General features: G+C 65.2%; 26 protein-coding genes and 2 pseudogenes. 15 read left to right on the top strand and 13 right to left on the bottom strand.

All coding sequences use genetic code 11. The annotated features are described in order from the left end of the window. Nucleotides 1–161 precede the first annotated feature (161 nt). The gene (rsfS, locus tag G394_RS0109315; RefSeq protein ID WP_028577423.1) at nucleotides 162–521 is read left to right on the top strand and encodes a ribosome silencing factor; all 360 of its coding nucleotides are present in this window, start codon (nucleotides 162–164) and stop codon (nucleotides 519–521) included. Continuing rightward, nucleotides 518–2,053, top strand: coding sequence for a 2,3-bisphosphoglycerate-independent phosphoglycerate mutase (gene gpmI / locus G394_RS0109310; RefSeq protein WP_043775284.1), 1,536 nt, complete (start codon nucleotides 518–520; stop codon nucleotides 2,051–2,053). Before rsfS ends, gpmI begins: the two co-directional genes overlap by 4 nt. A 66-nt stretch (nucleotides 2,054–2,119) precedes the next feature. On the opposite strand, the gene gndA is transcribed toward gpmI, so the two are convergent. From gndA to G394_RS0109280, 4 genes are all read right to left on the bottom strand, one after another. Beyond that, nucleotides 2,120–3,523 carry an NADP-dependent phosphogluconate dehydrogenase gene (gndA, locus tag G394_RS0109305; RefSeq protein WP_028577421.1) on the bottom strand — a complete coding sequence of 468 codons (1,404 nt, stop codon included), beginning with the start codon at nucleotides 3,521–3,523 and terminating at the stop codon, nucleotides 2,120–2,122. Between the two features lie 110 nt (nucleotides 3,524–3,633). Further along, nucleotides 3,634–4,002, bottom strand: coding sequence for a cupin domain-containing protein (locus G394_RS0109300; RefSeq protein ID WP_028577420.1), 369 nt, complete (start codon nucleotides 4,000–4,002; stop codon nucleotides 3,634–3,636). A 2-nt stretch (nucleotides 4,003–4,004) separates the two neighbouring features. After that, entirely contained in the window at nucleotides 4,005–4,895 is an 891-nt protein-coding gene (locus G394_RS18695) for a CHAP domain-containing protein (protein WP_156902556.1), read from the bottom strand. 442 nt (nucleotides 4,896–5,337) lie between these two features. Next, nucleotides 5,338–6,237 (bottom strand): DMT family transporter, encoded by a 900-nt coding sequence (locus tag G394_RS0109280; protein ID WP_028577419.1) that lies wholly within the window; start codon nucleotides 6,235–6,237, stop codon nucleotides 5,338–5,340. A 205-nt stretch (nucleotides 6,238–6,442) separates the two neighbouring features. On the opposite strand from G394_RS0109280, the gene G394_RS0109275 reads away from it, so the two are divergent. The 6 genes from G394_RS0109275 (at nucleotide 6,443) to G394_RS20185 (ending at nucleotide 11,733) form a co-directional block, all read left to right on the top strand. Beyond that, nucleotides 6,443–7,186, top strand: a complete 744-nt coding sequence (locus G394_RS0109275) for an ABC transporter substrate-binding protein (protein ID WP_028577418.1) — start codon at nucleotides 6,443–6,445, stop codon at nucleotides 7,184–7,186. 94 nt (nucleotides 7,187–7,280) lie between these two features. Next, the gene (locus G394_RS0109270; protein ID WP_028577417.1) at nucleotides 7,281–7,949 is read left to right on the top strand and encodes an amino acid ABC transporter permease; all 669 of its coding nucleotides are present in this window, start codon (nucleotides 7,281–7,283) and stop codon (nucleotides 7,947–7,949) included. 3 nt (nucleotides 7,950–7,952) lie between these two features. Further along, nucleotides 7,953–8,723: an amino acid ABC transporter ATP-binding protein gene (locus G394_RS0109265; RefSeq protein ID WP_028577416.1), complete on the top strand. Its 771-nt coding sequence runs from the start codon at nucleotides 7,953–7,955 to the stop codon at nucleotides 8,721–8,723. After that, the gene (locus G394_RS0109260) at nucleotides 8,720–9,391 is read left to right on the top strand and encodes an amino acid ABC transporter permease (RefSeq protein WP_425387234.1); all 672 of its coding nucleotides are present in this window, start codon (nucleotides 8,720–8,722) and stop codon (nucleotides 9,389–9,391) included. Before G394_RS0109265 ends, G394_RS0109260 begins: the two co-directional genes overlap by 4 nt. A gap of 90 nt (nucleotides 9,392–9,481) precedes the next feature. Next, nucleotides 9,482–11,164, top strand: a complete 1,683-nt coding sequence (gene ettA, locus G394_RS0109255) for an energy-dependent translational throttle protein EttA (RefSeq protein WP_028577414.1) — start codon at nucleotides 9,482–9,484, stop codon at nucleotides 11,162–11,164. 116 nt (nucleotides 11,165–11,280) lie between these two features. Beyond that, complete coding sequence (locus G394_RS20185; RefSeq protein WP_028577413.1) at nucleotides 11,281–11,733, top strand: methyltransferase family protein; 453 nt, start codon at nucleotides 11,281–11,283, stop codon at nucleotides 11,731–11,733. An 80-nt stretch (nucleotides 11,734–11,813) separates the two neighbouring features. On the opposite strand, the gene G394_RS0109245 is transcribed toward G394_RS20185, so the two are convergent. Both G394_RS0109245 and phnF read right to left on the bottom strand, forming a co-directional pair. After that, entirely contained in the window at nucleotides 11,814–12,683 is an 870-nt protein-coding gene (locus G394_RS0109245; protein ID WP_028577412.1) for a hypothetical protein, read from the bottom strand. Nucleotides 12,684–13,040: 357 nt separating this feature from the next. Next, nucleotides 13,041–13,763 carry a phosphonate metabolism transcriptional regulator PhnF gene (gene phnF, locus G394_RS0109240; RefSeq protein ID WP_028577411.1) on the bottom strand — a complete coding sequence of 241 codons (723 nt, stop codon included), beginning with the start codon at nucleotides 13,761–13,763 and terminating at the stop codon, nucleotides 13,041–13,043. Nucleotides 13,764–13,894: 131 nt separating this feature from the next. Between phnF and phnG the strand changes: the two genes are divergently transcribed. From phnG to G394_RS0109205, 7 genes and pseudogenes are all read left to right on the top strand, one after another. Continuing rightward, on the top strand, nucleotides 13,895–14,314 hold the full coding sequence (gene phnG / locus G394_RS18680) for a phosphonate C-P lyase system protein PhnG (protein ID WP_051307086.1): 420 nt from the start codon (nucleotides 13,895–13,897) through the stop codon (nucleotides 14,312–14,314). Next, a pseudogene (phnH, locus tag G394_RS20180) lies at nucleotides 14,314–14,916 on the top strand (phosphonate C-P lyase system protein PhnH). The gene phnG and the pseudogene phnH overlap by 1 nt, the downstream one beginning before the upstream one ends. Nucleotides 14,917–14,918: 2 nt before the next feature. After that, nucleotides 14,919–15,239: pseudogene (locus G394_RS20755) on the top strand (carbon-phosphorus lyase complex subunit PhnI); the annotation flags it as partial. 14 nt (nucleotides 15,240–15,253) lie between these two features. Next, nucleotides 15,254–16,264, top strand: a complete 1,011-nt coding sequence (locus G394_RS18670) for an alpha-D-ribose 1-methylphosphonate 5-triphosphate diphosphatase (protein WP_084435505.1) — start codon at nucleotides 15,254–15,256, stop codon at nucleotides 16,262–16,264. 68 nt (nucleotides 16,265–16,332) lie between these two features. Then, on the top strand, nucleotides 16,333–16,893 hold the full coding sequence (gene phnN, locus G394_RS0109215) for a phosphonate metabolism protein/1,5-bisphosphokinase (PRPP-forming) PhnN (RefSeq protein WP_028577410.1): 561 nt from the start codon (nucleotides 16,333–16,335) through the stop codon (nucleotides 16,891–16,893). Next, on the top strand, nucleotides 16,890–17,498 hold the full coding sequence (locus G394_RS0109210; RefSeq protein WP_028577409.1) for an LbetaH domain-containing protein: 609 nt from the start codon (nucleotides 16,890–16,892) through the stop codon (nucleotides 17,496–17,498). Before phnN ends, G394_RS0109210 begins: the two co-directional genes overlap by 4 nt. 299 nt (nucleotides 17,499–17,797) lie before the next feature. Beyond that, nucleotides 17,798–18,061, top strand: coding sequence for an RNA recognition motif domain-containing protein (locus tag G394_RS0109205; protein WP_028577408.1), 264 nt, complete (start codon nucleotides 17,798–17,800; stop codon nucleotides 18,059–18,061). 88 nt (nucleotides 18,062–18,149) lie between these two features. Here G394_RS0109205 and G394_RS0109200 read toward each other — a convergent pair whose 3' ends face one another. From G394_RS0109200 to G394_RS18660, 7 genes are all read right to left on the bottom strand, one after another. Continuing rightward, on the bottom strand, nucleotides 18,150–18,881 hold the full coding sequence (locus tag G394_RS0109200) for a DUF1045 domain-containing protein (RefSeq protein ID WP_169725548.1): 732 nt from the start codon (nucleotides 18,879–18,881) through the stop codon (nucleotides 18,150–18,152). A gap of 79 nt (nucleotides 18,882–18,960) precedes the next feature. Continuing rightward, entirely contained in the window at nucleotides 18,961–19,278 is a 318-nt protein-coding gene (locus G394_RS21185) for an amidohydrolase family protein (protein ID WP_245578302.1), read from the bottom strand. 445 nt (nucleotides 19,279–19,723) lie between these two features. Further along, complete coding sequence (locus G394_RS0109190) at nucleotides 19,724–19,903, bottom strand: hypothetical protein (protein WP_028577405.1); 180 nt, start codon at nucleotides 19,901–19,903, stop codon at nucleotides 19,724–19,726. 115 nt (nucleotides 19,904–20,018) lie between these two features. Next, nucleotides 20,019–20,603: a tetratricopeptide repeat protein gene (locus tag G394_RS18665; RefSeq protein ID WP_043775277.1), complete on the bottom strand. Its 585-nt coding sequence runs from the start codon at nucleotides 20,601–20,603 to the stop codon at nucleotides 20,019–20,021. 3 nt (nucleotides 20,604–20,606) lie between these two features. Continuing rightward, on the bottom strand, nucleotides 20,607–21,152 hold the full coding sequence (locus G394_RS0109180) for a cysteine peptidase family C39 domain-containing protein (RefSeq protein ID WP_084435502.1): 546 nt from the start codon (nucleotides 21,150–21,152) through the stop codon (nucleotides 20,607–20,609). Beyond that, a complete protein-coding gene (locus tag G394_RS0109175) occupies nucleotides 21,139–21,537 on the bottom strand; it encodes a PA2779 family protein (RefSeq protein ID WP_028577403.1) in 399 nt (132 codons plus the stop codon). Before G394_RS0109175 ends, G394_RS0109180 begins: the two co-directional genes overlap by 14 nt. Before the next feature lie 114 nt (nucleotides 21,538–21,651). Then, nucleotides 21,652–22,773, bottom strand: a complete 1,122-nt coding sequence (locus G394_RS18660; protein ID WP_043775274.1) for a LeuA family protein — start codon at nucleotides 22,771–22,773, stop codon at nucleotides 21,652–21,654. Between the last annotated feature and the right edge of the window lie 124 nt (nucleotides 22,774–22,897).

Below are 22,897 nucleotides of genomic sequence, written 5' to 3'. Positions count from 1 at the left end.
AATATCGGGAAACGCGGTGAATCGACAATAGATTGCATGGCTGTCCTATGCCTTGGCCGGCAATGTTCGTCAAGGTTTGACTCATTGCCCTGTGGCGGGTTTTGGCGTAGACAATGCGCCTTTGAGCCTTACATCACAACGAACGGAGAATGATACGCAATATGGAAGATAAGATAGGTCAGATCGCGACCTGGCTCGCGGACAAGAAGGGCACGGCCATCAGGGCCCTGGACGTGCGCGGCATCTCACCCCTGACCGAGGCCATGGTTTTCGTCACGGCCCGCTCGGCCAGACACGCCCAGGCCCTTGCTGACGAAATCATGCAGCGCCTCGGGGAGAAGAAGTGGGAATTTTTCGGCGTCGAGGGCCTTCAGGCCGGACAATGGGTCCTGGTCGACTGCAACGACGTCATCGTGCATATTTTCCAGGACGAGACGCGCTCTCTCTATAACGTCGAAGGACTCTACTCCAAGGCCGCGGACTTCGAACTGCCCGAGGCTGTCCTGGCCGGAGAAAAATGATGAAGAAGCCCTGCGTGCTCCTGATCCTCGACGGCTGGGGCAAGGCCGCGCCCGGACCGGGCAACGCCGTGAGCCTGGCGCGGACCCCGAACATGGACCGCCTCCTGGCCGGACACCCCGGCGGGCAACTGAAGTGCATGGGGCGCGACGTGGGCCTGCCCGACGGCCAGATGGGCAACTCCGAGGTCGGGCACCTGAACCTAGGGGCCGGGCGCATCGTCTATCAGGACATCATGCGCATCAACCTGGCCATTGAGGACGGCTCCCTGGCCGTCAACCCCGTGCTCGTGAACCTGGCCCGGGCCGCGGCGGCCGGTTCGGGGCGCGTGCACCTCATGGGCCTGGTCTCCGACGGCGGCGTGCACAGCATGCAGAGCCATCTGGTGGCCCTCGTCTCGGCCCTGAAGGGGCACGGCGTGGCGGACCTCTGCGTGCACGCCTTCCTGGACGGCCGCGACACGCCCCCGCGCAGCGGGCTGGGCTACGTCGAGGAACTGGAGCGCGATCTGGCGCGCCTGGGTGCGGGCCGCATCGTCTCCGTCTCGGGCCGCTACTACGCCATGGACCGCGACCAGCGCTGGGACCGGGTCGAGCAGGCCTACGCGGCCCTGACCGAAGGGCGTGAGCTGACGGCGGAAAGCGCGGCCCAGGCCGTGCGCGACGCCTATGAAAGCGGCGAGAACGACGAGTTCGTCAAGCCGCGCGTGGTGCTGCGGGACGGACGTCCCTCGGGCCTGGTGCAGGACGGCGACGCGGTGCTGTTCTTCAACTTCCGGGCCGATCGCGCCCGCGAGCTGACCCGGGCCCTGACCGAGGAGGCCTTCACCGGGTTCGACCGGCCGCGCAAGCCGGCCCTGTCGGGCTTCGCGACCATGACCCGCTACGACAAGAATTTCGATCTGCCCGCGCTCTTTCCGCCCATGACCCTTGACCGCATCCTGGGCGAGGTGGTGTCCGAGCGGGGGCTGACCCAGCTGCGCACGGCCGAGACCGAAAAATACGCCCATGTGACGTACTTCTTCAACGGCGGTCAGGAAACGCCCTTCCCCGGCGAGGACCGCGAACTGCTGCCTTCGCCCAAGGACGTGCCGACCTACGACTTCAAGCCCGAGATGAGCGTATACAAGGTTACGGACACCCTGGTGGCCGCCCTGGAGGCCGCGAAGTACGACCTGGTGGTCTGCAACTTCGCCAACCTGGACATGGTCGGCCACACCGGGGTCATTCCGGCGGCGGTCAAGGCCGTGGAGGCCGTGGACACGTGTTTGGGCCGGGTCATTGAGACCGTGGCCAAGGCCGGAGGGACCCTCCTGGTCACGGCGGACCACGGCAACGCCGAGGACATGCTGGACGAGCAGGGCAACGTCAAGACTTCCCACAGCCTCAACCCCGTGCCCTTCGTCTACGTGGGGCCGGGAAGCTTCCGTGTTCGGGACGGGAGGCTGGCCGACGTGGCCCCGACCATCCTGCACATCATGGGCATCCCCAAGCCCGCCCAGATGACAGGCGAGAGCCTGCTCGTCCCTGCCTGACGCCTCTGCGGCCGGGGCCGCACCACTCCGACATCAATGAAAAACGCCGGCTTGTCCGGCGTTTTTTCATTCCTCCCAGGGGCCGTGGAAGACGCCCGGCATGTCCGTGCGCTCGAAGCCGTGGGCCCCGAAGTAGTCGCGCTGGGCCTGGATCAGGTTGGCCGGCAGGCGGGCGCTGCGCAGGCTGTCGTAATAGGCCAGGGACGAGGCCAGGCCCGGCACCGGGACGCCGAAGTTCGCGGCCTGTGACACGGTCCGGCGCAGGGCCGCCTGTCCGGAGGCCACGTGGGCGTCGAAAGCGCTTGACAGCAGGATGTTGTGCGCATCGGAACGGGCGGGGGAATCGTGGACGAGATCGTCCAGGAAGGCCGCGCGGATGATGCACCCCTCCCGCCAGACGCGGGCGATTTCCGAGGTGTCGAGGCCGAAGCCCCAGGCCTCCTCGGCGGCCCGGATCAGGGCGAAGCCCTGGGCGTAGGCGGCCAGGGTGGCCAGAAAGAGGGCCCGGCCCAGGCATTCGCGGTCGGCCGGGGGCGGGGTTTCGCGCGGTCCGGGCAGCAGGGGCGCTGACATGCGGCGCAGGTCCCGCAGGTTTGAGAGCATGCGCGCCTCCACGGCGGCGGTGATGGTCGGAACGGGCACGCCCAGAGTCAGGGCGCTGCGGCTTGTCCACAAACCCGTGCCCTTGCTGCCGGCGGTGTCGGTGATGACGTCGAGGATGGGGGCGTCGGTCAGCGCGTCGCGGCGGGCGAGAATGTCCGCCGTGATCTCCAGCAGAAAGGACGCCTGACTGCCCGCGTTCCACTCGTCGAAGACCTCCGACTGGGCTCGGGCCTCCATACCGTGCCCGCGCAGGAGCAGATCGTGGGCTTCGGCCAGAAGCTGCATGACGCCGTACTCGATGCCGTTGTGGACCATCTTGACGAAATGTCCGGCCCCGTCGCGCCCCATGTAGCCGGTGCAGGGCCGGCCGTCGCCGGTCTTTGCCGCGATGGCCGCGAGCATGGGCGCGACGCGCTCCCAGGCCTGGCGCGGCCCGCCGGGCATGATGCTCGGGCCGAGCAGTGCCCCTTTCTCCCCGCCGGACACGCCGACCCCCAGGAAGGACACGCCCTTGTCGCGCATTCGCAGTACGCGTGCCGTCGTGTCCTCGAAGTGGGAATTGCCGCCGTCCATGACGATGTCGCCGGGTTCGAGCCAGGGCAGCAGTTCGTCCAGCAGATCGTCGACGGCGCTGCCGGCCTTGACCATGAGGAAGACGGCCCGCGGTTTCTTCAGGGAGGCCGCCAGGGCCTTGAGGTCCATGGCGGCGATGATGGACGCGCCCTGCGCCGGGCCGGCCATGAAGGCTTCGGTCTTCTCCCAGGTGCGGTTGTAGACTGTCACGCCCAGGCCGTGCCGGGCCATGTTCAGGGCCAGGTTCTGGCCCATGACGGCCAGACCGACGACGGCGATGTCGTTATCGTACATTGCGGGCCCCCGGATGAGCGGGTTTGAGGGAATGCTGATGCCGCGACGATACAGCCTTGCGCCGCCCGCGGCAAGGCGAAGGCGGCATGTCCCGCGTTCCTTCTCCGAGGTCAGCCTTCCAGGGGAATGTAGGCCTCGGGGGTGAAGCGCGGCGTGCAGACGGCCACGAAGATCAGGTCGGCGTGTCCTGTGTTGGCGATGCGCTGCCTGCACCCTGACGGGATGAGAACCACATCGCCCGGTCCCACTGGGCGCGGCGGCAAGTCGCCCACTTCGACCAACCCGTGTCCTTCGAGGACGAGATAGCGTTCCACCGTGTCTCGCAGAGCGTGCCAGGCCGTGGTGCGGCCCGGCTCCACGCGGGCCCGGGCCATGGACACGGCGGGGTCGTGTTCGCCGTTGGACAGTTCCGTGATGAAGCAGCCCTCGTGGAAGAAGTACTCGCGCGCGGGGTGGTGGTGCAGGACAAGGGGCCGCATGCTCATCTCAGGATGAAGCCCAGGATCTTCAAGTCCTTGGCCCAGGGCTTCCAGGGGCCGCTCTGGAACGCGGCGCGCATGGTCTTGGGGTTGAAGAGGACCTTGGCGTCCAGGTCCAGGTGGCATTTGCGGTCGAAGTTAGTGTGGCTGAAGCGCAGGGCCCACGTGCCGTCGGGGTTGGGGCAGGCCTCCTCGACGTAGCCGAGGTGGCCCGTGGTCATGCTGTGCCCTTTTTCGGAGCCGATGACCATGATGGAGCCCGCCTTGGGTATGGACGTGGTGTTCTTGTTCTTGCGTGCGCATTCGAACCACTCGATGGGTCCCGTGTCGCCCAGGCGGCAGGTCATGATCCCGCTGCGGCAGCGGGCGTAGGGGATGCATTGGGGTTCGCAGCGGCCCGTGACGGTCTTGCCCTTCTTGTTCTTGACGGCCTTCCCAGGCCGCAGCTTGAAGCAACCTGCGCGGTCCTTGTCCGGCGTCACGGACTCGCACTCCAGGCATGTCCCGTCCGTTGCTGGCTGTTGCAGGCCGGGTTGGCTGTCCGTTTGCGGTTCAGAGGGGTTTGTAGCGTTCTGCGGAAGAACAGGAGCTTCCTGTGCGGCGGCCGTCGGGGCGGGGGCCGCGGGTTGCGCCGGTCCGGGCGCGGTTTTGGAACAGGCGGTCAGGGCCAGGAAGGTCAGGGTCAGCAATATGAGTGTTGCGTTGGTCCGGCGGCGCATCCGATTCTCCTTGAGGGTGCGGTGGTGATTGTCGGGGCCCTGTAGTGTCCTGAGGCGGGCGGCGTCAATCGTGCGGGACGGTGGTGTCGAGATGGAGAAGAAGAGGAAGGCGAAGACCATGTACAGGGTGGGGGTATTTTTTCCGGGAGTCGCGTTGCGTCGCGGGCCGGGCAAGGGCTGCCGGAACTTCCTCGCGGGCCTCGTAATGCTTCCCGGCCTTGAGCTTCGGGCAGGGGGCGGCGTGTTGACTGTTTGACGGCCGGGAAGCAAACGATGCCTGGCTCGGTCGGACAGCCGACAGCCCTTGCCCGGCCCACGACGCAACGCTTGAGGCGGTGCGGAGGGGTGTGAGGATAGAAAGACGTAAATGGGGTGCAGGGGGCGAGCCCCCTGCCCGCCGGAGGCATTCTTAATGGGAGTCGCGTTGCGGAGGTATGAAGAGAGAAAGACATGAATGGGGTGCAGGGGACGTGTCCCCTGCCCGCCGGAGGCATTCTTCGCAGCTTCTAGAGAGGGTGGGGGCAGACGATCTGGCGGCGTTTGGGGGGTGGGGTGCAGGCGAGCAGGGCGCTGTGCAGCAGGGTCAGGGCGGCGAGGAGCAGGAAGCGGCGGCGGGTCATGGGCCGGTCTGGCGGTCGGCCAGTTTCTGGACGGTGGTGCCGGCCAGGATGAAGGCCAGACCGACGAGGGTCGAGGGCAGGATGGCTTCGCCGACCAGGAAGTGGATGATGAAGAGGGACAGAAAGGGGGCCAGGTAGATGAGGTTGCTGACCTGGGCCGTTGTGCGCGAGAGGCGCAGGGCGGAGATCCAGAGCACGAAGGTCACGCCCATTTCGAAGGTGCCGATGTAGGCCGCGCCCAGCAGGCCCGGGAGGTTCGGCGTCAGGGGGAAGCCGGCCAGCAGGGCCCAGGCGCCGGTGTAGATCGTTCCGCAGCAGAAGTTGAGGAAGAGGCGCAGGGTCGGGTCCAGGTTGTCGCGGACGCCGAAGATCCAGAACAGGGCCCAGATGACGGTACTGCCCATGGCCAGGGCGAAGCCCGTGGGGCTCTCCATGCGGAATCCCAGCAGGTCGCCGTGGGTGGAAATGACGAGTGCCCCGAGGTAGCTCAGGCCGATGGCCAGGAACTGCAGGCCGCGGATGCGCTGCCCGAGGAGCGGGATGGACAAGAGGCTCATGGTGATGGCCCAGGTGTAGTTGATGGCCTGGGCCTCCTGGGCGCGCAGCAGGTCGTAGGCGCGGATGAGGACGAGGTAGTAGAGGAATGGGTTCAGGGCGCCGAGAACCAGGGAGAAACGCGCCCGGGTCCAGGACAGGGTCCTGAGTTCACCGAGGCGGCCCTGGACGGCCAGCACCATGGCCAGGACGACGACGGAGGTCAGGCTGGCCCAGAAGACCATGGGCTCGGGCCCCAGGTGGCGCAGGGACAGCTTGAAAGCCGTGGCTGCCGTGGACCACAGGCAGACCGCCGCGAGGCCGAGGGCGTAGGCTTTCTTCTGGTTGGTCCGCTTTTCCATGGCCGTGTCCGAGTTGCGGTTTTCGAAAAATGAAGTTACCGACTCTGTTGCGGAGTGAGGCTGCAAATCATTCGGTTTTGCCCGCACGGCACCGCAGATTGAACTGTGCCGACGACCAGAAAGGTTTTAAGGCCGCCGGTCCGGTTTCGACGTACTTGTGGGGGAAGCCCATTTTTTGTCAAACCTTTTCATGAGGATGGAGAACATGCTGAAACGTGCTGCTTTCGTGATCGCCTGTCTGCTGTGCATGGTTGCCGGCCCGGCCGTGGCCGAGGAAAAGGTCTTCATCAACGGCATCGACGCCAACTATCCGCCGTTCGCCTTCGTGGACCAGAGCGGCAAGCCCAGCGGCTTCGACGTTGACGCCGTGGACTGGATCGCGGCCAAGATGGGCTTCAAGGTAAAACACGTGCCCGTGGACTGGGACGGCATCATCCCCAACCTGCTGGCCAAGAAGATCGACTTCATCTGCTCCGGCATGACCATCACCCCGGAACGCGCCGAAAAGGTCAACTTCACCACTCCCTACTGGGAAGTGAAGAACGTCTTCGTGACCAAGAAGGATTCCAAGCTCACAGCTGAGGAGATCTACGGCAAGGACGTGACCGTGGGCATGCAGGCCGGCACCTCCGAGGCCAAGTGGATGGCCGAGGAAAAGGAGAAGCAGGGCTGGAAGTTCACCATCAAGTACTATGATTCCGCCCCCATGGCCATCGAAGACCTGGTCAACGGCCGCATCGAAGCCGCTGCCATGAACTATCCGCCGGCCCGCGACGCCGAGAAGAAGAAGCCCGTGCAGATCATCGGCATCTTCGGCGAAGTCGAGGAATTCGGCGCCGCCGTGCGCAAGGAAGACAAGGAACTGCTCGACAAGCTGAACAAGGGCTTCGAACTGCTCAAGGCCGACCCCTACTGGGAAGAGCTCATCGCCAAGCACCTCAACAAGTAGGCCCCTCGCCGCGTGAATCCATGGGAAGGCCCGGAATCGTCCCGGCCTTCCCGTTTTTTTGCCGCCTCCAGACCCTGAAGGAACCATCCCGGACATGAACGAAACCCTGACCGTCCTCCTCGACGCCCTGCCCTTTGTGCTGCAGGGCGCCGCCGTCACCGTCACCGCGGTGGTCGGCGCCATGTTCCTGGGTCTTTTCATCGGCGTGCCCCTGGCCGTGGGGCAGGTGTACGGCGGCAGGTTCGTGCGCTTCGTCTGCGACACCTACGTCTGGTTTTTCCGCGGCGTGCCCATTCTGGTGCTCCTTTTTCTCTTCTATTTCGGCCTGTTCAACTTCATCGGCCTGAACCTGAACGCCGTGGCCGCCGCGACCATCGTACTCGGCATGACCAGCGGGGCCTACCAATCGCAAATTTTCCGCGGGTCCATCCTGTCCCTGCCCAAGGGGCAGCTCAAGGCCGCCCGCGCCCTGGGCATGTCCGACGCCCTGGCCATCCGGGCCATCATCCTGCCCCAGGCCCTGCGCCTGTCCATCCCCGGCTGGTCCAACGAGTACTCCATCATCCTCAAGGACTCGGCCCTGGCCTTCGTGCTCGGGGCCAGCGAGATCATGGCCCGCACGCATTTCGTGGCCTCCCGGACCTACCAGCACCTGCCCCTCTACATTAGCGCGGCGGTGCTCTATTTCCTCCTGACCTGGGCCGGCGTGGCCGCCCTGCGGGTCCTGGAGAAACGTGTCAGAATAAAAGGGTATGTGCACTAGACCATGAAGACCAACGACAAGACGCCGCTGATGCGGGTGCAGGGCCTTTCCGTCAGGCTGGGCGGCCGCGAGATTCTCAAGTCCGTGAGCCTCGACCTGTACGAGGGGGAGATGAAGGTGCTCATCGGCCCTTCGGGCGGAGGCAAGAGCACGCTGTTGCAGTGCATGAACTACCTCATCCTGCCCGACCGCGGCGAGATCGAGCTGGAAGGCCGCCACGTGGACCCGCACAACGCCGGCGCCCTGTGCGGCTTTCGTCAGCAGGTGGGCATGATCTTCCAGGATTTCAACCTGTTTGATCACCTGACCGCCATCGACAACGTCAGCATCGCCCTGCGCAAGGTGCGCGGCATGGGCAAGGCCGAGGCCCGGGACCGGGCCATGGCCGAGCTTTCGCGAGTGGGGCTGTCCGACAAGGCCCGCCTCTATCCGGCGGAGCTGTCGGGCGGCCAGAAGCAGCGCGTGTCCATCGCCCGCGCCCTGGCCATGGACCCCAAGGTCATGCTCCTGGACGAGCCCACCTCGGCCCTGGACCCGGAGCTGGTCAGCGAGGTCCTGACCGTCATCCGCAGCCTGGCCCAGAATGGCATGACCATGGTCATGGCCACCCACCAGATGGGCTTCACCCGCGCCCTGGCCGACGAGGTTCTGTTCATGCAGGACGGGTGCATCATCGAGCAGGGCAGTCCCAGGGAACTGCTGGCCGAGGGCTCGGGCACGCGGACGCTCGATTTCTGCTCCCAGATCCTCGAAGTCGAGGGCTGCACGCCGTGATCAGCGGGGAACTGGCCTTCCTGCTGCAGAAGCTCATCCCGGCCCTGAACGAGGGCGTGCTGATGAGCATAAAGCTCATCATCCCCTCGGCCGTGCTGGGCCTGGCCTTGGGCGTGGTCGTCGGGAGCCTGCGGGCCTACGGCGGGCGCTTTTTCTCGCCCCTGGCCAACGGCTACGCCGCGCTCTTCCGGGGCACGCCGCTGGTCATCCAGCTCTTCATCCTCTATTTCGGGCTGCCGAACGTGGGCATCTACTTCAAGCCCTACACGGCGGCGGTGCTCGGCTTCATCATGTGCAGCGCGGCCTACCACTCGGAGTACATCCGCGGGGGGCTGCTTTCCATTCGTCGCGGCCAGGTCCTGGCGGCCCAGGCCCTGGGTTTCTCGACCTTCAGGACCCTGGTCTGGATCATCATTCCCCAGGCCTTCCGGCGTGCCCTGCCCGGGTGCGGCAACGAGATCGTCTACCTGATCAAGTACTCGTCCCTGGCCTATGTCGTGACCTGCTTCGAGCTGACGGGCCAGGCCAAGATCGTGGCCAGCGAGACCTTCCGCTTCAGCGAGGTCTTCATGGTCGTGGGCGTGTACTACCTGGCCCTGGTCACCGTGGCCTCCTGGGGTCTGCGCCGGCTGGAAAAGAGGCTGGAAATTCCGGGCTTCGGCCATTAGATTTCAGCGGCGCGCCGGCCTGTTCGCCAGTCCGCCCGCATCCCCGGCCGTCCGGCCGGGCCATCATCCCAAAGAACACGAGGTTATGCCATGAGCGACGAACCAAATAAGATCATCTATTCCATGCTGAAAGTGTCCCGCTTCTACGACAAGAAGCCGGTCATCAAGGATATCTCCCTGTCCTTCTTCTACGGCGCCAAGATCGGCGTCCTGGGCCTGAACGGCTCGGGCAAGAGCTCGCTACTGAAGATCATGGCCGGCGTGGACAAGGAGTACAACGGCCAGATCGTCATCTCGCCCGGCTATTCCGTGGGCTACCTGGAGCAGGAGCCGAGTCTCGATCCCGAGAAGACCGTGCGCGAGGTCGTGCAGGAAGCCGTGCAGGAGACCGTCGACCTGCTGCAGCAGTTCGAGGAGATCAACGCCAAGTTCGCCGAACCCATGAGCGACGACGAGATGGACGCCCTCATCGCCCGCCAGGCTGAGGTGCAGGAGAAGCTCGACGCCGCCGACGCCTGGGACTTGGACTCCAAGCTCGACATGGCCATGGACGCCCTGCGCTGCCCCGAGCCCGAGACGAAGGTCGCCGTCCTCTCGGGCGGCGAGAAGCGCCGCGTGGCCCTCTGCCGCCTGCTGCTCCAGAAGCCCGACATCCTGCTTCTGGACGAGCCCACCAACCACCTCGACGCCGAGACCATCGCCTGGCTGGAGCACCACCTGCAGCAGTACCAGGGCACCATCATCGCCGTGACCCACGACCGCTACTTTCTGGACAACGTGGCCGGCTGGATTCTGGAGCTTGACCGCGGCGTGGGCATCCCGTGGAAGGGCAACTACTCCTCCTGGCTGGACCAGAAGCAGAACCGCCTGGCCCAGGAGGAGAAGGAGGAGAGCGCCCGCCAGCGCACTCTCAAGCACGAGCTGGAGTGGATCAGGATGTCCCCCAAGGGGCGCCACGCCAAGTCCAAGGCCAGAATCTCGGCCTACGAGACCATGCTGAACCAGGAGACCAGGGACAAGATCAAGACGCTGGAGCTCTTCATCCCCTCGGGCCCGCGCCTGGGCGACGTGGTCATCGAGGCCGACCACGTGAAGAAGGCCTACGGCGACAAGCTTCTCATCGAGGACATGAGCTTCGCCCTGCCCCCCGGCGGCATCGTCGGAGTCATCGGCCCCAACGGCGCCGGCAAGACCACGCTATTCCGCATGATCACCGGCCAGGAGCAGCCCGACGCGGGTTCCATCCGCCTCGGCCAGACCGTGAAGCTGGCCCACGTGGACCAGGACCGCGGCGTGCTGGACCCCAAGAAGAGCGTGTGGGAGATGGTCTCGAACGGCTACGACATGATCAACCTGGGCGGCCGCGAGATCAACTCGCGGGCCTACGTCGGCAAGTTCAACTTCACCGGCGCCGACCAGCAGAAGCTCGTCGGCATGCTCTCGGGCGGCGAGCGCAACAGGCTGCACCTGGCACTGATGCTGAAAAAAGAGGCCAACGTGCTCCTTCTCGACGAACCGACCAACGACCTGGACGTGAACACCATGCGCGCCCTGGAGGAGGCCCTGGAGAACTTCGCCGGTTGCGCCGTGGTCATCTCCCACGACCGCTGGTTCCTGGACCGCATCGCCACGCACATCCTGGCCTTCGAGGGCGACAGCCAGGTGGTCTGGTTCGAGGGCAACTACTCGGAGTACGAGGCGGACTACAAGCGCCGTACGGGCTCCACCCTCGCGGTTCCGCACCGCATCCGCTACCGTCAGTTGACGCGTTAGGGACGACGAAATGGAACCCGGCCGGATTTTTTTCCCGCCGGGTTCTTTTCAATCCCGCCCTGCGGTGCTAGTTTCTTCTTTCCTGTGAATTCCCATTTTCCGACGAGGAGAGAGCGATGAGTTCCAAAAGCGTTTCTTCCAAGATTCTTGGTCCCGGATATGGCGTCATCGTGGCCGGCTGCGTGGTGGAGAACTTCATTATCCGCACGCAGTGGTTCAAGCTCGGTTCGGTCATTGGTCTGCTGTGGATGGCGGTTGGGCTGGCCGCGCTCTTTTTCGCCCTGCGCGAACTGCGCAAGGGCGAGGGCTACATGCTGGTCGAGACCGGCCTCTACGCCGTGAGCCGCAATCCCATCATGGCCGCCAACCTGCTGGGCGTCATGCCCGGGCTGTGCCTGATCCTGAACACCAACATCGGCATCCTGGGCATCGCCCTGGCGGCGTATTCCTTCTTCAGCACCGTCGGCGCCGAGGAGACGGCCCTGGAGGACGAGTTCGGCGAGGCGTACCAGGTCTACCGCGAACGGGTCAGCCTGTTGGTGCCCGTTCCCTTTGGCGGCGGTGCCTGATCCGGATTTCGACCTTTCTGCCCATCAATGCAAAAACGCCCGTAAAAGGGCGTTTTTGCGTTGATGGGGGCGTCCTTCGGCTATCGCGGCAGGACCTGCTTCAGGTTGCCGAGTTGTTGGATGAGCCGCCCGTACTCGTTGATCCGCTCGGCATTGCAGGTGTTGTTCCGCACGCCGGAGACGATCTCGGCGTTGGCTTTCTTCAGGGTCTCGATGGCGGTCTGCATGCGCAGGCCGATCTCCACAGCCCTGATTCTGATGTTTCTTGCCATGTAGGCAGCGAGGACGATCCGCCTGCGCTCCCCCATGTCCGCAAATCTGCCCGTGTCGAGCATGGAATCGGCCATGCTCTGGAGCTGGCGCGCCTCGGCTTCGTAGACAGCCAAAAAGCTCGTGGGCCGGCCGTCGAGGATGAAGTCGGCCAGGATGCGGTCGGCCAGGGTGTTGACCACGTTCTCGAAGGCCAGGACGACCTCGCGAATGGAATTTTCCTTGCGCCTTTCGGTCCAGATGCGGGTAAGCCCGTCGATGATGCCGTCGATGGCCGCCTGTTGGCGTGGGTTCAGGCTCGCCCCCATGGTTTCGGCGGCGCTGTCGGCGAAGGTGATGGCGGATCTGCGGACGAATTGGGACCGATCGTCGGAAGCCAGCCTCATGAGCAGGTCGCCATACATGCGCAGGGTCTTGCAGGCCGAGATGCGCTCGGCCGTGGCCGCGGCCGTTGCGGGGCCGTCATACTGCAGATCCGTGGATTTCACCCTGCCGTCGAGAATGGCCTGGTGCGTGTTCAGCCGGATGATGCCGGAGCGGACCGCGGTGAACTCGTCTTCGCCCAAGCGGCCGATGCGTTCCGTCGCCAGACCGAAGGCCTCGGTCGCGTCACGCTGCGGAGCCGTTGTGGCGCACCCCGCGGCCAGGATGCAGAGGCCGACGAATAAGAGGCGTTTCATGCCATTTCTCTCGTTATTCCGGTTGGATGCAATTTGATTGCGTTGTAATTCCGTAACGCGATCCGAACGCTTTTCAAATGCTTATACGATATGAAATGGCTGCGTGCAAGGGTAATGCATTATTTATGTTGTCATACAACATAAATAATGAGTCTCAATGCGCTCATCGGTGTGTACCATTTTGTAGTCAGTCTTGATGTGTATTCAGCTGGTGACAGTGTTCATTGAGTATCTTGGATTGGTGTTGGCGAGCCTCAAGTATCGAAGCGGCCGTAAGGCTGGGGTTGCGACGCTCCATGCTTCACGGAGCGACCGCACTGCATTCTGTCGGTTATGACATGACCCGTGCCAGTGCTATCAGGTCTCGATGACGAACTGCACCCGGTCGGCGCAGAAGCGGGATTCGCAGTATTCGATGGGCCAGTCGCGGGTGTCGACGTTGACGCTCTCCGTGACCAGGATGGGGCGGGTCCGGGGCTGGGCCAGAATGCGGGCCTCTCGGGCCGTGGGCAGCCGCCCGGAGATCTGCGTCCGCCTGCGGCGGTAGTCCTTGACGCCGAAGTGGCGCAGGGCCTGCGTGACCGAGCCCGTCTGGCGGTACAGGTCGTCGAGGCCGGGGAAGCGGGACTGCGGAAAGTGCGCGCTGGCCAGGCAGATGCGCACTCCGTCGGCTTCGCCGAGGGTTTCGAGAACCAGGACCGGATCACCCTTTTCCAGCTCCAGGGCCCGCGCCACCACGGTCGTGGCCGGGATGACGCTGGACGAGATGAGCTCGCCGCGCGGCTTGCGCTCCTGCCGCAAGAGGTTCTCGTGGAAGCGCGTGCGCGTCCCCACGGCGTAGTCGATGAGCTGTTCGCGCACGAAGCTCCCGCTACCCTGTTCCGTGCGCACGAGGTCCTTTTCGGTGAGCAGGGACAGGGCCCTGCGCACCGTGTGGCGGTTGACCCCGAACTGCGCGGCCAGCTCCTGCTCAGTGGGAAGCCTGCTTCCGGGCTTCAGTTCTCCTTCCTTGATCCGGTATTCCAGCCAGTCCTGAATCTGCCTCCACAAGGCTACGCCGCTTCTGCGCTGTAACTCCATCGCCGCCTCCCCGAATGTAAGCTGTCACAATCCGATGCCATAAAGTGCTTGTCAAAAATACATAGACATCTAGACAAATTTTCCTATTGTGGAGTTTCTTTCATGTCAACAACCGAATCGCGACGCAGGCAGTGGATGGGCGCCCTGCCCTGTCCGACGGAACCAGGCTGCGGGAAGCCTGGGAAGGGCTGGCCTCAGCGCCCGAATACCGCGTCATCCGTGGGCCCGAGACGGGTCTGGTCATGGTCCGGGCCAGGGCGGGCAACACAGGTCGGCGCTTCAATCTCGGAGAGATGACGGTCACGCGGTGCACCGTCGGCCTGACCGGCGGCATCATGGGCCATGCCTGGATCGCTGGGATCAGGCCTGAACACGCCAAGCTGGCGGCGCTGTTCGACGCGCTCATGCAGATTCCTCACCGTTCGGAAGAGATCGGCGTCACCCTGATCGAACCGCTGCTGCGCGACCGCAGCGAGCATCTGGCCCGCCGGACCGGCGAGGTGTGGCCCAGCAAGGTCGATTTCTTCACGCTCGTGCGAGGGGAGGACTGATGCTGCAGCCTATCCCCGCCGGTTTCTCCCGGCCCGTCTTCGAAAGCCAGAGCACCTTCCGCGCTGTGCTGCAGGCCATGGCCAACCCCGGCCGGACAGTCTCCATGCCGGTCGCGGCCCAAGGGCCGCAGGGATGGTCCGGGACCATGGCCACACTGGTCCTGACCCTGTGAGACATGGATACGCCTATCTGACTCGACCCTACGGCCGCCAGACCCGAGGCGCTTCGCTTCGTGCGTTTCCATTGCGGCAGCCCGCAGGCGTCCGCACCGCATGAGGCCGCTTTCGCCGTGGTCCTGGAACCGAAGGACATGCCCGCGCTCCGCGCCTTCGCGCCCGGGACGTCCGAATTCCCGGAACGCTCGTCCACGGTGCTGCTCTGGTCTGCAAACCTCGGCCATGCCGGCTCCGTCCCACGGGAGCCTAACATTAAGGGTCCCGGCATCGACGGCCGCGGCGAACTGCCCCTGCACTGGCTGCCCGAGGGTTTCGCCGAGCAATGGCGGGCCAACGCCGGACTTTTCCCCTGCGGCGTGGACGTGATCCTCGTCGGACCCGAAGCCGTCGTCGGCCTGCCTCGCACCGTCACCATGGAGGGTTGATCATGTACGTTGCCGTCAAAGGCGGAGAAAAGGCCATCGCCGAAGCCCACTCGCTGCTGGCCCGAGAGCGGCGGGGCGACCCGGCCGTGCCAGAACTGTACCTGGACCAGATCCGCGAACAGCTCTCCCTGTCCGTGGACAGGGCCATGAGCGAAGGGTCCCTCTACGACGAGGACTGCGTCGCCCTGGCCGTCAAGCAGGCCCGCGGCGACCTCGTGGAGGCCGCCTTCCTCCTGCGCGCCTACCGCACGACCTTGCCGCGCTTCGGCCACAGCCAACCCGTGGACACCTCCGGCATGCACATGCGCCGGCGCATCTCCGCCCAGGCACCCTGGACATGGAAGGGGACTTCATCGTCCCCGGCCTCGTCGAACTGCACACCGACAACCTCGAAAAGCAGCTCCTGCCGCGCCCCGGCGCCCTCTGGCCCTCGGCCCGCGCGGCCCTGCTGGCCCACGACGCACAGCTCGTGGCCGCCGGCATCACCACCGTCCACGACGCCCTGTCCTGCGGCCAGTACTACGAAAAGAGCGACCGCCGGACCATGCTGACCCTGGCCCTCGACGCCCTGCGCGACCTGCGGCCCGCCGGGCACCTGCGCGCCGACCACCTCCGGCACGTGCGCTGCGAAATCTCCGACCCCGATCTGCCGCGGCTCTTCGAGCCCTTCCTCGACATGGACGAAGTCCACCTCGTCTCCCTCATGGACCACACCCCCGGGCAGCGGCAGTTCGCAGATCTCGGCGCCTACCGCACCTACTACAGCAAGGACCGGCAGTGGACCGACGAGGAGTTCGAAACCGAAATGGTCCGCATGCGTGATGCCCAGGCCCGTTTCGCCGGACCCCACGCCGCGGACATCCTGGCCAGGTGCCGTGAACGCGGCGTGCCCGCCGCCAGCCACGACGACGCCACCTCCGACCACGTGGTCTGGGCCCATTCCCAGGGAATGGCCATCAGCGAGTTCCCGACCACCATGGACGCCGCCCGCCGCGCCTGCGAACTCGGCCTGCTGACCCTCATGGGCTCGCCCAACGTCGTGCGTGGCGGCTCCCACTCAGGCAACGTCTCCGTGCGCGAGGTCGCCGCCGCCGGGTTCCTGGGCGGTCTGTCCTCGGACTACGTGCCCGCGAGCCTCCTGCACGCCGCCTGGATCCTGCACGCCGACGTCTCCCTGCCCCTCTGGGACGCCGTGGCCCTCGTCACCGCCAACCCCGTCCGCGCCCTGGGCCTGTCCGACCGCGGACGCATCGAGCCCGGACTCAAGGCCGACCTCGTCCGCGTCCACGTCGACCGCGACCTGCCGGTCGTGCGCCGGGTCTGGCGGGATGGGGTGAGGGTGTATTAGAGGGGGAGAGAAGAGAGGCCTCCGGGGTGCAGGGGGGCGAAGCGTTTCCTGTGTCACGGAGGTTATCCATGGCTCGTCTGATCTACATCATGGGCCCCTCGGGGGCCGGCAAGGACAGCCTCATGTCCGCGGCGCGCATGTTGTTGCCGGCCGGTGCGCCAGTGGGCTTCGCCCACCGCTACATCTCCCGGCCCGCCGACGCGGGCGGTGAGAACCATGTGGCCCTGTCGCGGGCGGAGTTCGGGCTGCGGCTGGCCAGGGGGCTCTTCGCCCTTTCCTGGGAAAGCCACGGCTTCGCCTACGGTGTCGGACGGGAAATCGATCTCTGGCTGGGGAGGGGGCTGACGGTTGTGCTCAACGGTTCTCGCGAAGCGCTGCCTGCGGCGTTGCGGGCGTACCCGGACCTGCTGCCCGTGCTCGTCAGCGTGCCCGAGGACGAGTTGCGCCGGCGCCTCGGAGGCAGGGGGCGCGAGGATGGGACGGAGATGGAGCGCCGCCTCGACCGGGCCCGGATGATCGTCCCGGAAGTCCCGGGACTCGTGCGCTTCGACAACTCCGGCCCGCTGGCGGAGCGCGGCCGGGCCCTGGCCGACCTCATCCTTGAAACACTTGACGACAGAAGGGAATGACAGTGCTTTCACCGGAACCGACCATCCACCCCTCGGCGGTGGTCACCGACAGCAGCCTCGGCGCCTGGACCGAGTTCGGCGAGCAGACCGAGATCATCTCCTCGACCATCGGGGACTACTCATACTTCTGCGACCGCTGCCACGCCATGTACACGGCCGTCGGCAAATTCTGCTCCGTTGCCAACCACGCCCGCCTGAACCCGAGCAACCACCCGACCCGGCGCGCCACCCAGCACCACTTCACCTACAGAAGCGCCACGTTCGGCCTGGGGCCCGACGACGACGCCTTCTTCGCCTGGCGCAGGGAACATCCCGTCACCCTCGGCCACGACGTCTGGATCGGCCACGGCGCCCTCGTCATGCCCGGCGTGACCGAAGGCACGGGCGCGGTGGTCGCCTCGGGAGCCGTGGTCACCAAGGACGTCCCGGACTACGCCATTGTCGCCGGCGTCCCGGCCAGGGTCATCAAATACCGCTTCCCGACCGAGTTGCGGGAAAACCTCCTCGTCTTGGCCTGGTGGGATTGGGAACACGCCAGGCTGGCGGCGGCGATGCGGGACTTTCGGGAGATGAGCGCTGAAGCGTTCGTGGAGAAACACGGATGAAAACGACTCGTGAAAGGGGACGGTGTCTACGTAATGATGATTCGGAAATTTTTTACGAGGAATTTATATTCATTTAAATGATAAAATAAAGATGATTGAATATAAATATAAGATTATCGCAAAAATAAATTCATATTATTTATTGACAATGTCTATTCACACCCATATTTGTCTCTGGCTTCGCAGGATTTCGTGTTTTCATTCTTTGTGACTTGAAAGATGAATCTGAATTTTTGATGATATCTGTTTTCATCGAAATTGAAGCATTTTATTCCTTTTTTTTCTCTGGAGTTATTCTTTTGTCTAAGAACATCTATGTTGGTAATCTGTCCTGGTCGACCTCCAATTCCGATCTTAACGCCATGTTTTCCCAGTATGGTCAGGTCACTTCCGCGAACGTGATCGAAGATCGTGATACCGGCCGTTCGCGCGGTTTCGGTTTCGTCGAAATGGACGAAGACGGCGCTCGCAAGGCCATCCAGGCTCTGAACGGCACCGATTTTCAGGGACGCAACCTGAAGGTCAACGAAGCTCAGCCCCGCGAGAGCCGCAGCCGCTACTAAGCCTCTGCAAAAAGCACTCTGAAAGCCCGTCCCTGACGGGCTTTTTTTTGGTCGAAATCCGGCGGGCGGTCTGCAGGAATATGGAAGATTAGGGTCGCGGCGCGAGGGGCAGGGCGGCCAGCATCGCGAACGGGGCATTCGGGGCCGGCTGTCTGAAGACGTTGATTTCATCCACGTGGACAGGGCTTTGAACGACGGTTTCGAGCAGGGCCCCCAACCCTGATTGGACCGTGCGCCGTTCATCGGGATCGTGGATTTTGTCCGTCAGGGTCAGGTGGAACCTGAACTCCTCCAGCACATGGGGGTAGCCCCAGCGTTCCAGCAGCCGGTCCTGGCCGGCTGTCAGTCCCCCGGCGCGGCGGCGGGCCAGTTCCTCTGCCGAAGGCGGACGCCGGAAGGGGTCCAGTTCCGTGACGCAGGCCCGGGCCAGGGCGTCCAGTTCAGGGCAGGGGGCCGAGGGAGTCAGGGCCAGGAAGGAACCGAGGCTTTCCAGGCGTAGGCGCGGAAGCTCGAAGGCGGGCCTGCCCGTGGCCAGCAGGGCCACGGCGTCCAGCAGACCGGCCTCCGTCATTCCTTCGGCCAGGAAGATGGGTGGCTTGAGGGTGCCATGGAGGCCGTGGAGCCGCGGCGGTTGGCCGAACTGACGGCTTCGCCGCGGCTCCACGCCCGGAAGCACGGGCTGCGCCAACTCCTTTCCCGTCCGGGCGCAACGCCCGAGAACCGAAGCGCAGACGCGCTCCAGCCCAGACCCCGCACCCGGCGCAAAATACACGCCATACCGCGCATCGAACACGCTCACCTCACCCGTATCACGCCGCATCGTCCCCCCTATGATCGGGGTGCAGGGGGCGTGCCCCCTGCACCCCGGAGGCATTCCTCCTCTCCATCCCAATCCCCCGTCACATCACCTTCCGCCCTTGACGCCATACTGCGACAACCACGGGCACGTCGTCCACCATGCGCACGCGCAAGAGGTCGGCGCGTTTGCCATGGACGAGTTCGCCGCGGTCGAACAGGCCCAGGGCGCGGGCCGGGTTGGCAGTGACGGTGGCCAGGGCCTGCGCGAGGGCTTCCAGCGTGGCGGCGAAGATTTCGCGGCGCATGCGCTTGGCGCTGAACTCGCCGGCGCTGACGGCGTCGAGGACCGTGGTCACGCCGGCGGCGGCCATGTGCGCGTCGTGGGCCATGATGGCGGTGAGGCTTGTGGGCCAACGCACGCCGGAGCGGGGCAGGAAGTGTTTTCGATGTTGTCGGTGTGGATTTCGACCAGGCCGGGCAGGAGATAGTCGCCTTCGAAGTCCCCGGGTCGCAGCACATCCGGCCCGAGATGTGGCGCATGAGGGTCGACTTGCCCGAGCCGGAAGAGCCGATGAGGGCGACCATTTCGCCGCTTCCGATCTCCGCGTTCACGTTGTCGAGGCCTTTGGTGTTCCTGAAGGTCTTGGTCAGCTGCTTGATCTGTATCATGGCGTTTCTTCGCGTTTTGTCTTCACTAGGAAACGTCTGTGATGGGATTGTGTTGGGAAAAAGACAATTCCGGAGCGAGTGGTCTAGACAACTTTGGCGGTTGTCGTTCTGTTCGGCCGGGCTGGCTTCTGCCGCTGCCGTTGGTGGTGGAGGGGTAGCTGAAAGGACGTTCCGGACGCCGCGCTCGGGTTGCGCTCAGTCGTCGCCGAAGCCGGCATCGACGAGGTCGCGCTTGAGTTCATCGAGTTCCGTCAGGATGGCGATGAGCACCTCGCGCCGCGGGTCGTTCTCGGCCAGGTCGGCGAGCCGGTCCTGAAGCCTGAGGACGCGCGCGCCGAGGATGTCGTAAAAGGGGGCGGGGAGGTTCTGGCGCATGGGTGTACGCTCTGTGTAGATGTTTGAAGGCGGTGACGGCCGTGCTCGGCGGCTGCGCCCCGGGGAAAGGGGGCGTCAGGCTGCCGTGTGGAATCTTCGGGGAGGATACATCGATTCAGGGCCACATGTCGACGTTCTGACCGGGGGCAGCCCGCAGGGCGCGATCCCGCAGGGCGGCGGCTTCCTGCCGCAGCGGGTCGCCCGAGGGCAGGGCGGACAGGGCCTGGTCGAGAAGGGCGACGGCTTCGTCGCGCCGTCCGCTTTGCAGCAGGGCCAGGGCCCGTGTGCTCATGAAGAGGGGGTTGCCGGAGTCCAGGGCCAGGGCCGTGCCGGACCATTCCAGGGCCTCGGCCGTTCGGCGTTGTCGCGCCAGGCTGTAGGCCAGGTTGTTCATGGCCTCGGGGTTGGCGTTGTTGCGCCGGAGGGCCTTGCGGTAGGCTCCCTCGGCCTCGGGCCACTGGCCCCGGGCCGCGTGGACGTTGCCGAGGTTGATGAGCGGCTGGTCCCAGGAGGGGTCCTTGTCGGCGGCTTCGGCGTAGGCCTGCAGGGCCAGGTCCAGTTCCCCGGCCGATTCGTAGGACGCGCCGAGGTCGTTGCGTTCCCTGGCGTCGAGGGGGTCCGAGAGCACGACGATTCTGGGCGTCGCGCAGCCGGCCAGGAGCAGGGTCAGGAAAAGGATGGCGCGCACGGCGATGTTCACGGGTCACTCCACCACGAGGTACAGTCTGTTCATGCGGTTCCAGCCCTGCAACAGTTCGTCGTCGCGGACGTAGAGGCTGCCCCGTGTCCCGGCGTGCAGCAGGAAACCCCTCTCGTCGTGGCCGTAGACCACGAGGTAGTGGCCCTGGCTGAAAAAGGGGCCGCCCATGTTCGCCAGGACGATGACCGGGGAGCCGGCGTTCACGGCCTCCCGCAGGACGGCCGTGTCGCCGCTGCCCGAGCGCGTCGAGAAGCCCAGGGAGCGCGCGTAGTTCTCCATGTCGGGCAGCAGGGTGCGCTGCATGGCCGGGGTGTGGACGCGCCTCGTGACTTCGTCCAGGGGGATGTGCCGTCCGCGGAAGGCCAGGACCGAAGCCAGGGCCGCCGGGCCGCAGTCCGTCCTGCCGGTCTGCTGCACGAACGGCACGTCGAGGCGCACGGCTTCCGGTGCCGCGAACGAGGCTGCGCGGAATGCGGAGCCGAGCCCGCATCCCGCGCAGAGCAGAAGCAGGGCCAGATACGTGGCCCGGCAAAGGTTATTGGACGACAATGCGTCTGTCGCTGATCTTGAGGATGAGCACCACCAGAAGGACGATCAGCAGCACGCCGATGACCACTCCGATCACGCCGCCGCCCACGTCGTCCGAGAGGCTGGCCAGCTGGTGGAGCTGGTCGTCGCTCAGGGACCCGAGCTTGGCTCCCACCTCTTCGGGGGTCAGGCCGTAGTCGGCCAGGCGCTGGGCCACGACCTTCTGCTCCAGGGCGGTCTTGATGGACGCGATGTCGGCCGTCCGCTGCTCAATGGACTGACCCGTGGATAGTCGGCTCTGAGCCAGGAAGGCCGCCGCGTCGGTGGGGATCAGGGCGAGGAAGAAGTAGGAGAACAGAACCGCCCAGCAGAGCCGGGGGTCGAAATACCATTTGTGATGGACCATGATGCAGCCTCCTGAAAAGATTGGGTCTGGACAAGCAATGCGCAAAATCATGGCCCAAGATACGGTTTCAGGTCAAGCCTTGGAGGTCTGTTTGGATTCTTCGCCGGAACCGCGTCAGCAACTCCCGCTGTCCAGGCATTCCCGGCTCGCGGCCAGGGCCCGCAGTTCCTCGGCCCGCAGGGGGCGTCCTGCGTGTCCGGCCTTCTCGCGGATGGCGTTCACCAGGCCGCCGATGGAATGCAAGGGCTTATTGAGGCCCATCTGCCGGAGCATGGTCCCGACGGCCCCGCGCCCGGCCTTGGCTCCCAGGTCCAGGACGCGGTTGGCGCCCGTGTGGCTGGGGTCGTAAGGCTCGAAGATGTCCGGGTTCTTTAAAATGCCGTCCACGTGCAGCCCCGACTCGGCCGCGAAGATGTCCTTCCCGGCCACGGGGCGGTTGCGGGCCACGGGGATGCGCGCGTGTTCGGCCACCAGGTCGCACAGGCCGCGCACGGCGTTCATGTCGTAGATCTCGTAGCGCTGCACGAGGCGCAGGTGGGCCGCCACCTCCTCCAGGGCCGAGATGCCCGAGCGCTCGCCGATACCCAGCACCGAAACATCCGCCCAGTGGGCTCCGGACTCCAGGGCCGTGACGGCGTTGGCCGTGGCCATGCCGAAGTCGTTGTGGCAGTGGATGGCGATTTCCATGTCCACGCCGCCGACGAAGAAGCGCACCAGCTCGGCGATGCGCAGGGGCGTCATGACGCCCAGGGTGTCGGCCAGGCGGATGCGCGCCGCGCCCAGTCCCTTGGCCGTGCGGGCCATGGCCAGGGCGAAGTCCTGGTCCGCGCGGGTCACGTCCTCCAGACCGACGCTGATGCGCCGGATGCCGCAGGAGTGGGCCAGGCCCACGGTCTCCCGGAGCATTCGCGTCAGTCCTTCGCGGTCCGTGCGCAGGCGCTCGGCGATATGCAGGTCCGAGACGGGCAGGCCGATGTTGATGGTGTCTATGCCCAGTCCTGCGGCCCGGTAGACGTCCACGGGGCGGCACGGGGACCAGACGCTCAGGTCCGCGGTCACGCCCTGGGCGCGCAGGGCTCCCACCAGCTGTCCCAGTCCTTCCTGGCCGACCCAGCCCACCTCGATTTCCTCCACGCCCATGGCCGCGATGCGGCTGGCCATCTCTATGCGCACGGATTGCGGGACATAGTTCCCGAACATTTGCGCCCCTTCCCTCAGTGTCGTGTCGATCAGCATGCTACCTCCCGTGTTTGCCTCTCCCTGTGCACGGTCGATGCCAATCGTGGATCAAGCACAACATGTCGGAAACATTGAACGACATCATGTCACAGGCACCTGCGTCGCAACGGACGGAAGTGTC

This window comes from Desulfomicrobium escambiense DSM 10707 (genome assembly GCF_000428825.1).
Taxonomy (GTDB): Bacteria; Desulfobacterota; Desulfovibrionia; order Desulfovibrionales; family Desulfomicrobiaceae; genus Desulfomicrobium; species Desulfomicrobium escambiense.
The sequence above is the reverse complement of the archived record's forward strand: the minus strand, read 5'-3'. Positions and strand labels throughout refer to the sequence as shown.

Coding starts and splice junctions, on each gene's coding strand:
- G394_RS0109245 (WP_028577412.1), bottom strand. CDS start 12,683: ATGAAACGCCTCTTATTCGTCGGCCTCTGCATCCTGGCCGCGGGGTGC.
- G394_RS18670 (WP_084435505.1), top strand. CDS start 15,254: ATGGAAGGGGACTTCATCGTCCCCGGCCTCGTCGAACTGCACACCGAC.
- gpmI (WP_043775284.1), top strand. CDS start 518: ATGATGAAGAAGCCCTGCGTGCTCCTGATCCTCGACGGCTGGGGCAAG.
- G394_RS20185 (WP_028577413.1), top strand. CDS start 11,281: ATGAGTTCCAAAAGCGTTTCTTCCAAGATTCTTGGTCCCGGATATGGC.
- G394_RS0109265 (WP_028577416.1), top strand. CDS start 7,953: ATGAAGACCAACGACAAGACGCCGCTGATGCGGGTGCAGGGCCTTTCC.
- G394_RS0109190 (WP_028577405.1), bottom strand. CDS start 19,903: ATGCGCCAGAACCTCCCCGCCCCCTTTTACGACATCCTCGGCGCGCGC.
- G394_RS0109270 (WP_028577417.1), top strand. CDS start 7,281: ATGAACGAAACCCTGACCGTCCTCCTCGACGCCCTGCCCTTTGTGCTG.
- G394_RS0109280 (WP_028577419.1), bottom strand. CDS start 6,237: ATGGAAAAGCGGACCAACCAGAAGAAAGCCTACGCCCTCGGCCTCGCG.
- G394_RS0109300 (WP_028577420.1), bottom strand. CDS start 4,002: ATGCGGCCCCTTGTCCTGCACCACCACCCCGCGCGCGAGTACTTCTTC.
- ettA (WP_028577414.1), top strand. CDS start 9,482: ATGAGCGACGAACCAAATAAGATCATCTATTCCATGCTGAAAGTGTCC.
- phnF (WP_028577411.1), bottom strand. CDS start 13,763: ATGGAGTTACAGCGCAGAAGCGGCGTAGCCTTGTGGAGGCAGATTCAG.
- G394_RS0109175 (WP_028577403.1), bottom strand. CDS start 21,537: ATGGTCCATCACAAATGGTATTTCGACCCCCGGCTCTGCTGGGCGGTT.
- G394_RS0109210 (WP_028577409.1), top strand. CDS start 16,890: ATGACAGTGCTTTCACCGGAACCGACCATCCACCCCTCGGCGGTGGTC.
- G394_RS0109200 (WP_169725548.1), bottom strand. CDS start 18,881: ATGCGGCGTGATACGGGTGAGGTGAGCGTGTTCGATGCGCGGTATGGC.
- rsfS (WP_028577423.1), top strand. CDS start 162: ATGGAAGATAAGATAGGTCAGATCGCGACCTGGCTCGCGGACAAGAAG.
- gndA (WP_028577421.1), bottom strand. CDS start 3,523: ATGTACGATAACGACATCGCCGTCGTCGGTCTGGCCGTCATGGGCCAG.
- G394_RS0109275 (WP_028577418.1), top strand. CDS start 6,443: ATGCTGAAACGTGCTGCTTTCGTGATCGCCTGTCTGCTGTGCATGGTT.
- G394_RS18660 (WP_043775274.1), bottom strand. CDS start 22,773: ATGCTGATCGACACGACACTGAGGGAAGGGGCGCAAATGTTCGGGAAC.
- phnN (WP_028577410.1), top strand. CDS start 16,333: ATGGCTCGTCTGATCTACATCATGGGCCCCTCGGGGGCCGGCAAGGAC.